Annotated in this window: 13 protein-coding genes; 6 read left to right on the top strand and 7 right to left on the bottom strand. The window is 70.7% G+C overall.

Annotation, left to right across the window (positions count from 1 at the left end):
- From OV427_RS29485 to OV427_RS29465, 4 genes are all read right to left on the bottom strand, one after another.
- Positions 1-660: a carboxypeptidase-like regulatory domain-containing protein gene (locus OV427_RS29485; protein ID WP_267859526.1), complete on the bottom strand. Its 660-nt coding sequence runs from the start codon at positions 658-660 to the stop codon at positions 1-3.
- Between the two features lie 186 nt (positions 661-846).
- Positions 847-1386 carry a hypothetical protein gene (locus OV427_RS29480; RefSeq protein ID WP_267859525.1) on the bottom strand — a complete coding sequence of 180 codons (540 nt, stop codon included), beginning with the start codon at positions 1384-1386 and terminating at the stop codon, positions 847-849.
- Between the two features lie 245 nt (positions 1387-1631).
- Entirely contained in the window at positions 1632-2357 is a 726-nt protein-coding gene (locus tag OV427_RS29475; RefSeq protein WP_267859524.1) for an immunity 52 family protein, read from the bottom strand.
- Positions 2358-2374: 17 nt separating this feature from the next.
- A complete protein-coding gene (locus tag OV427_RS29465) occupies positions 2375-3709 on the bottom strand; it encodes a Tox-REase-5 domain-containing protein (RefSeq protein WP_324290001.1) in 1335 nt (444 codons plus the stop codon).
- A 374-nt stretch (positions 3710-4083) separates the two neighbouring features.
- On the opposite strand from OV427_RS29465, the gene OV427_RS29460 reads away from it, so the two are divergent.
- Positions 4084-4719, top strand: coding sequence for a hypothetical protein (locus OV427_RS29460; protein ID WP_267859523.1), 636 nt, complete (start codon positions 4084-4086; stop codon positions 4717-4719).
- A gap of 18 nt (positions 4720-4737) precedes the next feature.
- On the top strand, positions 4738-5286 hold the full coding sequence (locus OV427_RS29455) for a hypothetical protein (RefSeq protein WP_267859522.1): 549 nt from the start codon (positions 4738-4740) through the stop codon (positions 5284-5286).
- Positions 5287-5292: 6 nt separating this feature from the next.
- Here OV427_RS29455 and OV427_RS29450 read toward each other — a convergent pair whose 3' ends face one another.
- Positions 5293-5835, bottom strand: coding sequence for a hypothetical protein (locus OV427_RS29450; protein ID WP_267859521.1), 543 nt, complete (start codon positions 5833-5835; stop codon positions 5293-5295).
- A 99-nt stretch (positions 5836-5934) separates the two neighbouring features.
- On the opposite strand from OV427_RS29450, the gene OV427_RS29445 reads away from it, so the two are divergent.
- Both OV427_RS29445 and OV427_RS29440 read left to right on the top strand, forming a co-directional pair.
- A complete protein-coding gene (locus OV427_RS29445; RefSeq protein ID WP_267859520.1) occupies positions 5935-6675 on the top strand; it encodes a TetR/AcrR family transcriptional regulator in 741 nt (246 codons plus the stop codon).
- Between the two features lie 9 nt (positions 6676-6684).
- Positions 6685-7533: a lytic transglycosylase domain-containing protein gene (locus OV427_RS29440; RefSeq protein ID WP_267859519.1), complete on the top strand. Its 849-nt coding sequence runs from the start codon at positions 6685-6687 to the stop codon at positions 7531-7533.
- Positions 7534-7545: 12 nt separating this feature from the next.
- On the opposite strand, the gene OV427_RS29435 is transcribed toward OV427_RS29440, so the two are convergent.
- The gene (locus tag OV427_RS29435) at positions 7546-8163 is read right to left on the bottom strand and encodes a TIGR02265 family protein (protein ID WP_267859518.1); all 618 of its coding nucleotides are present in this window, start codon (positions 8161-8163) and stop codon (positions 7546-7548) included.
- Between the two features lie 255 nt (positions 8164-8418).
- On the opposite strand from OV427_RS29435, the gene OV427_RS29430 reads away from it, so the two are divergent.
- Positions 8419-10044: a vWA domain-containing protein gene (locus tag OV427_RS29430; protein ID WP_267859517.1), complete on the top strand. Its 1626-nt coding sequence runs from the start codon at positions 8419-8421 to the stop codon at positions 10042-10044.
- Positions 10045-10202: 158 nt separating this feature from the next.
- Here the strand turns inward: OV427_RS29430 and nagB are convergent, their stop codons facing one another.
- A complete protein-coding gene (gene nagB, locus OV427_RS29425; RefSeq protein ID WP_267859516.1) occupies positions 10203-10949 on the bottom strand; it encodes a glucosamine-6-phosphate deaminase in 747 nt (248 codons plus the stop codon).
- A gap of 137 nt (positions 10950-11086) precedes the next feature.
- Here nagB and OV427_RS29420 point away from each other — a divergent pair, with 137 nt between their 5' ends.
- Positions 11087-12514, top strand: coding sequence for an amidase (locus OV427_RS29420; protein WP_267859515.1), 1428 nt, complete (start codon positions 11087-11089; stop codon positions 12512-12514).
- Positions 12515-12559 lie beyond the last annotated feature (45 nt).

Here is a 12559-nt window from a genome sequence, read left to right as displayed (position 1 = left end):
TCACTCCTCCTTCAGCGGCAGGCGGATGAGCAGCGGCTGTGGCTCGGCGGCGAGCGCCTCCGGTCCCAGCGCGAGCACCTCCCCCTTCGCCCGCACCTCCAGCCGCCCCAGCGTGGCCACTGGCGGCACGCGGGGAAAACGAAAGCAGCCCTGCGCGTCCGTGCGCGTGGTGAGCCTCAGCGACGGCAGCTCCACCAGGGCGCCCGGAATGGGCACGTCGCCGGGTCCCACCACGCAGCCGAGCAGCGCCTCGGCTGGGACGGCAGTGGTGACGACGGGGAAGCGCACGCGGTGCACCACGGGCTGCGGGCGCTCGCGGCGCACGGGGACGCGCAGGCGGAAGCCGGGGCGCGGCGCGGCGCGGAGGCCGGCCCACACGGTGGTGGGGACGGGGGTGAGCTCCACGTCGAAGTCGGTCTCCTCCATGGCGGCGAAGACGAGCTCACCGAGGAGGCGGTGGGCGCGCTCGGGGGACTCGCCGCCGGCTGTGACGAGGTAGCAGACGGAGATTTGCAGGGGCGGACGGCCGCCACCTCGCGCGGGCGGGGCGGGGCCCAGCTCGAGCAGGTAGAGGCACACGCCGCGCTCGAGGGACTCACGGTCCGGCACCCCGAGGAACACGGGGACGTCACCGGCAATGCGGCCCACCCACGCTTTCATGCGTTGATCGACTTCGTCGATCATCCGGTCCCCCCCAGGGTCCTGGGCCGGAGCTCACGTGCAGCGCCTCGCCGCCCGTGCTTTCCGGGATGGCAAGGTCTCACCCGCCCCTGGGCTCAGGTAGTGACCCGCGGGGCGGAGGGACGTCGGGACTTCAACAGGAGGCGGAGCGAACTGGTGCGTTGATTAGAGCTTGTCGCGCACCACGAGCGTGCGGCGACCGAGTTGCTCGGAGACCTCGCGGATGAAGCGCTCGGACAGGACCGACCAGTTCCAGAACGTGAAACCCAGGTGGCTAAAGCCCCACGGAGAGGCACCGTCCCACTGGGTGAGGCGTTCGGGTGTATGGCATTGAGGGCAGCCGAAGGTGACGGCGTCGTTGCCCTCGAACCAGATGCTCACGGCATCCTGGTAGCCACGCCCGGGCTCGAAGCGGGCACCGCAGACGCGGCAGGTCAGCTCAGGTTGCAGGTTGTAGAGGACCGTCCGGCCCACTTCGATTTGCAGGCCGTTCGTCGACAGGTGCAGGACGTCGGAGTTGGGTGTTTCCTGGGCGAGCGCATACTCGGGCCCGGGGCGATGACCCGGGTCACCCAACGTGCAGTCGGAGAGCTCGGGCTCGATGATGCGACGTGCGATGAGCCAGTCCCGAATCTTCGCTGCGAGGCGCGGGGCGTCCTCGGCGGAGACGTCCCGGGCCACGATGTTCTGGAAGTAGTCACCCATGCCGGTCAACCTACCGGGTTGTATGAATGGGAGGCAACCCTGTGATGTGGAGCAGTCTTCCAGGAGTGGGTATCTCTTCAGACATCCTCTTCAGTGTCGCCTCCAGTGTCGTCCGGCACTCCTGCGTTGAGGAGGTCCGGAACCTTGCAAGTGTAGGGACACCTTCCCGGTGCGCGCCCGCGCCGCTCTTTGCGGAGACCCCGCAGCACGCGCCGCAGGCGGGGTGTCGCCCACAGGGAACGCCTTCACCCGGAAGCCGCTGCTGCATTGAGTGGCTTCAGCAGTCCCGCCTGCTCCAGCAGGTCCTGAACATGCGCCGCCAATTCGACATGCGCCGGGCTGCTGGCCGTGAAGCGCTCGGGAGTGAGGATGACGAGAGTTCCCTTGTCGCCCACGGGCTCCGTGCGAACAGGGTCAGGCAACCGGGGCAGCGTCCCCCGGCTGTGTGCGAAGTACGTGACCCAGCCGACAAACGTCCCGGCCTTGGAGCGCTTCAAGACCTCATCCCGATGAACCTGGGACGTAGCGATGCCCCACGCCGGCTCCCAGGCCAGGGCCATGGCTCGCAGGACCTTCGCGAGCGTGGCGGCTGACAGGACACGCTCCCGGACGGCCCCCTCTGTGGGAAGGCTCAGCGTGCAGAGGTCTCCCAGGAGCGGGGAGTCGGAGCCACAAGCAAACCTGACCCCACTGCTGGCCCCATCTGGCGCTCCGTTCCAGGCGGAGAAGGCAATGCCGGTCTCGTCGCGCCGGTATTTCTTCTTCTCGAACAGGCCGCGCAACGTTTCGGCATCCGGCGTGAACGGGAGCTTGAGCGCCGCCGAGCGGGAATCCGCCTTTTCGAGCCACCGGGCGAAGCTCTCGTCAGCAACGGCAAGCAGGCGGAAGAAGACCTCGGCGCGCCGAGCATAGGCATCGAGCGTTTCGACCCGGCCGGACCAGTACGCGCCTGCGTAGTACGTCTCAATCATGCTTCGGATGCTCCCTGTTAGCGGACTGGCGAGACGACCACCTGGATGTCTCCGAGCTCGCTCTCACGAAGCATGGCTCTGACGGCATCAGCGACCTCACGCTCGGCGAAGTGCCACTCGATGGGCGTCCCCATGGCTGCCTTGAACTGGCGTTCCGCCTGCTGAAGCATTCCGTCCGCACCTCGGAACCATGACCTGAAACTCCCATTCTTGAGGAACTTTGCGTAGCCCGGTCCCTTGGTCTCCAACAGCACGCCGTTCGTGTAGCCATCAAACTTCACGCCCCGGACGTTGTAGGCCAGTCCTTCGGGGGCACCGGTAACCTGGGCCTGATACTCACGCGAGGCTTGGCTCATGCTCTCGTGCGCGGACTCCCACCTCCCCGGACCATCAGCAGGCGGCGAAGCCTGGCTTCCAGTGCGCGCCTTCTGGAGAATGATGGCCGCGCCGGGCCCGCCTCCCAGCACCGTGGCCGCCTGGCCCACCGGTACCGAGACCCGCTCCATCACCAGCACGCCCTCGGCGGACAGCGACAGCACCGGCACGCTGGCCTCCACGCCACGCAGCGCTCCCGTCACCGTGCGTGTCACACCAGAAGCAGCGCCCCACGTTGCGATGAGGTTGGTGGTCAGCTTCGAGAGCGCCTTCACCTGCTCACCGCGCGTCATGTGACGGAAGCGCTCCAGGTACTCCGGTGACGAAGCCACCAGGGCCGCGAGCCCCGCCGGCAGGCTCCGAAGCGCCAGGACACTGTCCGTCGGGTACGTCAGCAACTGCCCCAGCGCCGCGGCCAGCTCGACGAACGCCTCTTCCGCGCCATCCAGTGAGCGCCCCAGGTAGTCGGCGTCGTCGTACACCTCAGCCAGCGCACCTCCGCCCGCGTCCCTCAGCCGGTCGTCCAGCAGTCGGAACGCCCCACCCTTCCCCGAGTAGAAGCGCCCCAGCTCGAAGGGGCCCGCGCGGAAGGAACCGTCATTCCACTGCACCGGCCCCACGCGCTGCTGCGTGCGCCCGCTGCGAGCCCAGGCCAGGTACCCATCCGGCCGCAGCACTGCCACGTTGGCGAAGCCCTCCACCCTTCGCAGCAGCTCCTCCCGAGACACCTCGCCGCCCGCCAGCACCTCGCGCAGCAGATGGCTCGCGGCAAGTCGGGGCGGAAAGTTGCCCAGCGTCACGGGCCTCGACAGCAGCGTTGCGAGCACCCGCGCGGCCTCGCGCGGTGACACATCCTCGCGAAGTGGCAGCGTGGCCGTACTGTCCAGCCCGGCGGCGACCAGCAGTTCCTCGAAGGCGTCGCGCCGCACCACCCCCTGCGCGACGGCTCGCACGGCCAGGTCCGCGGGGCTCGCCATCTCAACCTGCGCGCCCCGGTGTGACGGGCGTCCTGTATCTCCCGTGCCGCGACGCGAGCCGTACCTCAAGGCCCCCTCGGAACCAGGAGTCGCAGGCACCGAAGCGCAACCCGTGACGACGCACGCCAGCAGCCAGACCCAGCCTCTCCCCATCAGGAGCCTCCAGTCGCCAGCGCTCCACCTCGGGCGCGTGAACCTCCAGGCTATACGACAGCCCCGGAAATCGTGGCCCCCGAGCCTCCAGGCAGGTCCCCACGACAGCCACCCCTGTCCGCACACCACCACTCCCGGGTCATTTCCCTCGACGTGGCTTCTCTTTCCGCCCGGGCGCGCGAAATGATGGCGCCGGGCCGGAACCACGCTGGAACATCCCTATGACGATGGCGACATCCTCGACGAGTAGACGCACGGCACTCCCCCCAAGACAGCACGCCGCCGCATGGGCCTGTCTCCTGGCGCTCCTGGCCGCCTCACCGGCCCTGGCCCAGGACGGCGCCGGTGAGCCGCAGCTGCGCCGCTTCGGCGTCCTGCTGGACGCGGGCGCCCCGCACGGCGTCGGCGTATCGGCGGTGCTGCGGCCGCTGCCCTGGCTGCGGCTCCAGGCGGGCCCCACCACCAACACGCTCAGCTTCGGCCTGCGCGGCGGCGTCAGCCTCCTCCCCTTCCAGACCTTCGTCGCCCCCTCCCTCAACGCCGAGGCGGGGCACTACTTCGGCTCCGACTACAACGACGTCGTCGACTGGCTCGGCGCCACCCCGAGCAGCGCCGCCGCCGCCATCCGCGACGTCACCTACGACTACGTCGGCGGCAGCGTGGGCCTGGAAATCGGCTCGGCCAGCCGCTTCAACTTCTTCCTCCACCTGGGCCTGAGCTACGTGGCCCTCAAGGTGGACGACGCGAGCGCCCTCATCCAGGACGCCACCGACGACCCCAGCGTCACCGCCCGCAACCTCTCCGTGCGAGCCACCATCCCCTCCGTCAAGGTGGGGTTCCTCCTGTACTTCTTCTAGAGCCGGAGCCCACCCACCATGCGAACGACTTCCTTCCGCGCCCTGCTGCTCTCCTCCGCGGCGCTCTTCGCCACCGGCTGTGACTCGCTCTTCGCCATCGAGGCCGAGGCCGAGGAAATCTGCAAGACGGAGCCGGACCTCTCCTTCCCCGCCGCCTTCCCCGGCACCGCGAGCGTCCAGCAGACCCTCACCTTCCCCCTGGGCGACTTCGCCGACCCGCTCCCCGAGGAGGCCGACCTGGAGACCGAATTGCGCCTCAAGGTCTTCGAGGTGACGGCCGACACGGACATCAGCGGCATCGAGCGCGCCAGCGTGTCCGTGCGCAAGCCGGGCAGCGAGGACACCATCCTCATCGGCGAGTTCCGCCGCACCGGCTCCGGCGGCCCCACGCAGACCTTGCGCCTGTCCGGCAGCGGCGCCGTGGACCTGCTGGACCTGGCCCGTCAGGACGAGCTGGACTTCGTCTTCGACGCCCGGGGCTCGCTGCCCACCGAGTCGTGGACGGCCACCCTCCGGGCGTGCGCCGGCATCCGCGCCAAGGCGAACTACTTCGACCTCATCTTCTGAGGCCGCTCAGCGGAGGCCAGGGGACACGCAGGCCGTGGGCTCCCTGGCCTCCACGGGCACACAGGCTGCCACCGGCGCGGGCGGCTGGATGCCGAGGAACTCGCGCCGCGTGCCCAGCACGAGGTCGAAGAACGGGTGCGTCACGCACCAGTTGGCATTCTGGTTGCGGCCCATGTGGTGGTCGTAGTGCCAGGGCAGGTGCTCGCGCGCCCACGCCGGGTCCAGGTGCGCGCGCCGGTGCACCCGGTAGTAGTTCACCGCGCAGGCCCACACCGTGCCCACGAAGAAGGGCGCCACGGGGAATAGCGGCGCGTGCGCCACCGCCAGCGCCGCCAGCGACAGCAACTCCTTCGTCTTCGCCGACCAGGTCCACAGCGAGCGCAGGTACTGGTCGTCCACCATGTCGTGCCGCCGCGACTTCTGGTGGTGCTCGTGCCAGTGGAAGCTCCAGAGGCTCCCCCGGTGCTTCCCCAGGCCGTGCAGCACATAGCGGTGCAGCACCCATTCCCCGAAATTGGAGTACGCCCAGCCGAGTGGAATGCCGATCATGGTTGCTCTCTCCGGCGGGCGCCCGGCCGACGCCACGCTGCGAATGATGACTATTTGGTCACTCTTTTTCTATAACGCAAGAAGACGGAGTGCACGCGAATGGCGACCAGAGCGGGCCCACGAAGCGAGGGAGGGGACACCTCCGCGGGGGTGGGAAGCAGGCCCGGGCGTCCGGGCGGGCGGCGGGAAGCCCACCGGCGCGAGCGGACGAAGGAACTGGAGGACGCGGCGCTGAAGCTCTTCGTGGAGCGGGGGCTGGACGCGGTCACCATCGACGACATCACCCAGGCGGCCGGGGTGGCCAAGGGGACGTTCTACCGGTACTTCGACGACAAGGCCGCCCTGGTGGACGCGCTGCTGGCGCCGGTGCGCGGCGAGCTGCTCGCGGGGATGGAGGCGTGCGGCCGCTCCCTCGCGCAGGCGCGCGACGTGGAGGCCATGTTCGACGCCTACCGCGCGGTGGCGGCCGTCATCGTCGGTGCGCTCCTCCAGTACCCGGGCGTGGTGCGGCTGTACCTCCAGGAGAGCCGCGGGCCGGCGGTGGGCGCGCGCACCCAGGTGGCCGAGTTGTCCCGGCTGGTGGCCCGACACGCGGTGGACATCACGCAGAAGGCTCACACGCACGGGCTGCTCAGGCCCATCCGCCCGGCGGTGAGCGGACTCGCGGTGGTGGGCGCGGTGGAGCGGCTGCTGCTGGCGGTGCTGAGCGAGGAGGACATCGGCAACCCGCTGGAGCTGCCGGACGCGCTGACGGCGCTGGTGCTGGACGGGCTGCGGCTGCCTCCCGGAGTCAACAAGCCCGGGCGCCGGAAGCTGGACGGAGGCCCCAAGCGCCCTTAAGGGTGGGGCGTGGCAAGCAAGCGGGCCAGGAGCGGCGGCGGCGGGTTCGGCATCCCCGGGTGGGCCTGGCTGGTGCCGTGCGCGCTCGTGCCGGTGGTGCTGCTCAACGTGGGCATCTCCTGGCTGGGCGGGACGACGGTGTCCCCGCTGTCGTTCTCCTTCCTGGAGGCCAAGGCCGGGGCGCTGCGCGCGTACGCGGAGCACCGGCCCTCGTGCCTGCTGGAGGGGCATGCGGAGCTCGAGCCCCTCATCGACGCCGCCGAGCGCCGGCACCGGCTGCCTCCGGGGCTCTTGCGAGCGCTGGTGCAGGTGGAGTCGGAGACGCGCGTGCACCGGATTTCCCCGGCGGGTGCCATGGGCCCCGGGCAGCTCATGCCGACGACGGCGTCCATGCTGGGCGTGGAGGACCCGTTCGACCCGGCGCCCGCCATCGACGCGAGCGCGCGCTACCTGGCCGAGCAGCTCCGGCGTTTCGGGGACGTGCGGCTCGCGGTGGCCGCGTACAACGCGGGCCCGGGCGCGGTGAATGGCCGCGTGCCTCGCAACGGCGAGACGGAGTACTACGTGCCCAAGGTGCTCGCGGCCTGGAAGCACACGCGGCCGGCCACGCCCGCCGTGGCGGCGCGGACGGTACCGAAAGCGCCCGCTCCCGTGACGGCGCGCGTGAGTGCCCGGCCGGCGGTAAAGCCCGCCCCCGTCACGAGGCAGGCGGCGCAGACCGCGACGAAGCCCGCGCCGACGGCGAAGCCCGCTCCGGCCGTGAGGCCCGTCGCCCGTGCGAAGCCCGCCGCGAAGGCTCCTGCGTCCGCGGACGTGCAGGCAAAGCCGGGCGTCACCGCGAGCGCGCGGCGCGGCTGAGCAGGCCCGGCCTCACTCCCAGGAGAACAGGTGCTCGCACTGCGTCAGCGCGAGCTGGCGTCCCCGCACCTTCGCGCCCTTCACGTTCCCCGCCGCGAGGACGGCGTCCATGATTCCGGAGTTGGTGGGCTCGGGCATGAGGTCACCGTCGAGGAAGAAGCGGCCGCTCCTGGGGCCCGTCCACTCCACCGTGTACTTCCCGTAGTTGATGGACGCGCCGAAGGCCGTGGGCAGGCTGTTCACCATCTTCACGACGTCCCGCGCCGTCAGCGCCAGAATCGTCCGCCCCGCCAGCGAGGCCATGAAGTCCGCCGTCGCCTGCCGGCCAATCAGTCGCAGCGCCGCGTCGAAGCCGCCCACCTTCGGCGCCATGAACTCCGCGGCGACCCAGGTCATCCGCAGCCGCGCGGCCATGGGGTAGTTGGAGAAGTCGGTGATGCGCGTCTGCCCACCGGCCTCGAGGCACCGCTGCACCACGGCCTCGTCCCCGTACGAGCCCACCACCTGGAGGACGCCCTTCAGGAACATGCCCCGGCACGTCTTGTCTGGCGTTGCGAGCGCCAGCCGCTCCTCCAGGTCCCGGACCCGGTCCACCGTGCCCTGCCCTGTCGTGGTCTCGTTCCATTCCATGTGACGCCTCATCAGATTCCGAAGCACCGCATCCGACCACCCTGGCGCGCGCTCCGACGCCCGAATCCTCCGAGCGTTGCGCGCCACGGCACGTCCTCGCCGACCGCGGCACCTGCGTAACACGGTCCGCGCCATCCGCCCATTGACCGACCTCCTCCCATTGACCGACCTCGGGCGGATGACGGACGCGAGGCCTTCACGGCCCATGGGACAAGGGCGCCCATACCGCGTTTCCCGCCACTCCCCGAGGCGTCCATGAGCCGAACCTTCACCCTCAGCTTCATCGCCCTGCTGACCGTCCTTGGAATTGTCGGAGGGGTGACACTGTACGGCGACAACATCCGCAAGCTGTTCGGCGCCTCCTCCACGTCCCTGGCCGGCTCGCCCGAGGCGGGCCCCTCGCGCAAGGCGATGCGCTCCTTCGGAGTGAAGTCCCCGGACGCGCAGCCCGTGGCGGCGAGCAGGGCGCCAGCTGCGGCCGAGCCGCTGGCCTCCGGAAACACACACACGCGGCATGAGCCCAACGCCTTCACCCTCACCCGGGAGGACCGGCTCTCCACCTTCGCGGTGGACGTGGACACCGCGTCCTATTCGCTGTTCCGCCGCGCGGTGCAGCAGGAGAACCAACTGCCGCACCCGAGCTCGGTGCGAGTGGAGGAGTGGGTGAACGCCTTCCGCTACCGCCTGCCGGAGCCGCGGCCCGACGAGGGAGACTTCCACGTGGACCTGGAGATGGCGCCGTCTCCCTTCTCGATGGACCGTCACCTGCTGAAGGTGGGGCTCCAGGGGCGGCGGGTGGCGAAGAGCCAGCGCAAGCCCACGCACCTGGTCTTCCTGGTGGACACCAGCGGCTCCATGTCCGGAGAGGACCGGCTGGAGCTGGCGAAGAAGGCGATGAAGCTGGCGGTGGGCGGGCTCAATGAGACGGACACGGTGGCCATCACCACCTACGCGGGCGACGTGCGCACCGTGCTGGAGACCACGCCGGCGTCGGAGCGCGGGCACATCGAGGACGCCATCGACTCGCTCTGCACGGGCGGCGGCACGGCCATGGGCGACGGCCTGGAACTGGCCTACCAGCACGCGGTGCGAATGGTGGGCGCGGACAACGTGTCACGCGTGGTGGTGCTCACGGATGGGGACACCAACCTCGGGAAGAACCTCACCGCGGACGCGATGCTGGAGAGCGTGGCCCGCTACGTCCGCGCGGGCGTGACGCTGTCCACCATCGGCTTCGGCATGGGCAACTACCGCGATGACCTGATGGAGCGGCTGGCGGACAAGGGCAACGGCAACTCCTTCTACATCGACTCGGAGCGCGAGGCCCGGAAGGTCTTCCAGGAGCAATTGGCCGGCACGCTGGAGGTGATTGCCCAGGACGTGAAGGTGCAGGTGGACTTCGAGCCCGACGCGGTGCGCGGCTACCGGCTGGTGGGCTACGAGAATCGCGACGTGGCGGACAAGGACTTCCGCGACGACAGGGTGGACGGGGGCGAGATTGGCGTGGGCCACTCCGTCACCGCGCTGTACGAGGTGGAGCTCACGGGAGAGGGCACGCGCCTGGCCACCGTGCGCGTCCGGGCGAAGCGCCCGCGCGGCGAGGAAGCGGCCGAGCAGCGCTTCACGCTGGAGCGCCACCAGGTCCACGCCTCGCTGGCGGAGGCGTCGTCGGACCTGCGCTTCGCCGCGGCGGTGGCGGGCACGGCGGACCTGCTCCGTGGAGCGCGTGAGGCCTCGGGCATGAGCCTCGAGACGGCGGAGTCGCTGGTGGAGGATGCGCTGGACGACCAGCAGGACCGCGAGGAGTTCCTCTCACTGCTGCGCCGCGTGCGCTCGATACTGCCCCGGAACAACTGGGCCGAGGCCGCCAGGAAGTACTGAGACGTATTGCAGCCGGAAGCGCTGGAGCGGGCCCACTCCCCGGGTCCCCCCTGCCCGGCTGCCGCTCCGGAATGAGCGTTCCTTCCGTTGCGCTCACGAGGGCCGCCCCTGCTCGGGCGGTACTCCGGAATGAACCTTCCTTCCGTTGCGCTCACGCACTACGGCCGGGCCTGCGCGGACACGCGTCGGCCGGCCTCCGGGTCCACCCACACCTCCGCATCGCGGTGCAACTGGAGGAAGGACGCCGGGCAGCGAGGCGTCACCGGCCCCTCCACCATCGCCGCCACCGCCTCCGCCTTGCCCTCGCCGAACGCGAGCAGCACCACGCGCTTCGCCTGGAGGATGGCGCCCATGCCCAGCGTGAGCGCTTCCATGGGCACGCGCGTCGGGTCATCCCCGAAGAGCCCGGCGTTGGCCAGCCGCGTCTCGCGCCCCAGCTTCACCCGGTGACACGGCGCCAGCAGGCTGTCCCCAGGCTCGTTGAAGGCGATGTGTCCGTTGCCACCGATGCCCAGCAGCACCACGTCCAGCCCTCCCGCCGCGGCCAGTTCCGCGTCGTAGCGGGCGCACTCCGCCTCCGCGTCCGGCGCGCTCCCGTCGAGGAAGTGGATGCGCTCGCGAGGCAGCTTCACATGCTGGAAGAAGTGCCGCTCCATGTACGCGCGGAAGCTGCCCGCATCCTCGGGCACAAGCCCGAAGAACTCATCCAGGTTGAAGCTGCTGGCGCGCGACAGGTCCAACGCCCCGCGCGCGGACAGGGCAACCAGCTCACGGTAGACATTGAGTGGCGTGCGGCCCGTGGGCAATCCCAGTACCAGGGAGGGCCGCGCACGCACCGCCTCTGCGATGTGGGCCGCGCAGGCGGCGGCGGCTTGCTGCTCTGAGTCGAAGACGCGGAGTTTCACGGAAGCGGACCATAGGGAGCCCAGGCCCGCGCGGGAGCGCGGAAGTGCCCGCCCCGTTCACTTCAATGCGGCGCGACATGACCGGTGTGTCCACGACGGACAGCCGGCCCGTGCCTCGGAAGCGCTAGAGTCCCACCATGGACCCCTTTGTCAGCCTCGACGCGACGGCCCAGGCGGAGCTCGTCCGCCGGGGTGAAGTCACTCCGCTGGAGCTGGTGGATGCGGCCATCGCCCGCATCGAGCGTCACAACCCGAAGCTCAACGCCGTGACGCAGAAGCAGTTCGACACGGCCCGCCTGCGGGCGAAGGGCGCGCTGCCGCAAGGCCCCTTCACCGGCGTCCCCTTCCTGCTCAAGGACCTGCTCGCCGCGCAGGAGGGCCAACCCCTCACCGCTGGCTCGCGCTTCATGAAGGACTTCGTGCCCGACCACGACAGCGAGCTGGTGAAGCGCCACCTGCGCGCCGGGCTCGTGGTGCTGGGCAAGACGAACACTCCCGAACTGGGCCTGTTGCCCACCACGGAGAGCGAGCTGCTCGGCCCCTGCCGCAACCCGTGGAACCTGGAGCGCTCCACGGGAGGCTCCAGCGGCGGCGCGGCGGCGGCGGTGGCCAGCGGCATGGTGCCCTTCGCGCACGCGTCCGACGGCGGCGGCTCCATCCGCATCCCCGCGTCGAGCTGCGGCCTCTTCGGCCTCAAGCCCACGCGCGGCCGCAACCCCATGGGGCCGGACCTCGCGGACCCCTACCACTGGCTCGTCGCGGACCACGCCCTCACCCGCTCCGTGCGCGACAGCGCGGCCCTGCTCGACGCCACGGAGGGGCCCGACGTGGGCGCCCCGTACATCGCCCCGCCCAAGGCGCGGCCCTATGCCCTGGAGGCGGGAGCCCCGCCGGGGCGGCTGCGCGTCGGCCTGGCGCTGCGCAACTCCGTGGGCGCCCCCGTCCACCCGGAGTGCCTGGCCGCGGTCGCCGCCACCGCCCGGCTGCTGGAGGGGCTGGGCCACTCCGTCCTCGAGCTCAGCCTGGAAGCGCCCGGCGACGAGGCCCTCGGCCAGCACTTCATGACGGTGTGGGCCGCGGGCGTCGTCTACGCCGTGGACCGGATGGCGCAGCGCTCCGGCCGCGCGCCGGAAGCCGGGCACTTCGAGCCCTTCACCTGGGCCCTCTACCAGTTCGGCCTGGGCCAGGGGCTGTCAGCCTACCTGCTGGCCCAGGCGGAATTGCAGCGCTTCAGCCGGCTCATCGCCCGCCGCTTCGAGGACGTGGACGTCTGGCTGCTGCCCACCGTCACCGAGCCGCCCGCGCCGCTGGGCACCTTCGCCGCGCCGCCGGACGAGCCGCTGGCGCCCCTCTTCCGAGCCGCCGCCTTCACACCCTACTGCCCGATGGCGAACATGACGGGGTGTCCGGCCATGAGCGTGCCGCTGCACTGGAGCCCGGAGGGGCTGCCCGTGGGCGTGCAGTTCATCGGCCGCTTCGGGGACGAGGCCACCCTCTTCCGGCTGGCCGCCCAGCTGGAGTCCGCCCACCCGTGGACGCACCGCCGCCCGGCCGTGTTCGGGTAGCTCGGGTAGGCGGAAAGTCCCCCGGTGAGCGCTCAGGCGCAATTG

The sequence above is a fragment of the Pyxidicoccus sp. MSG2 genome (assembly GCF_026626705.1).
Classification (GTDB): Bacteria; Myxococcota; Myxococcia; order Myxococcales; family Myxococcaceae; genus Myxococcus.
This window is presented reverse-complemented; position numbering and strand designations above follow the sequence as displayed.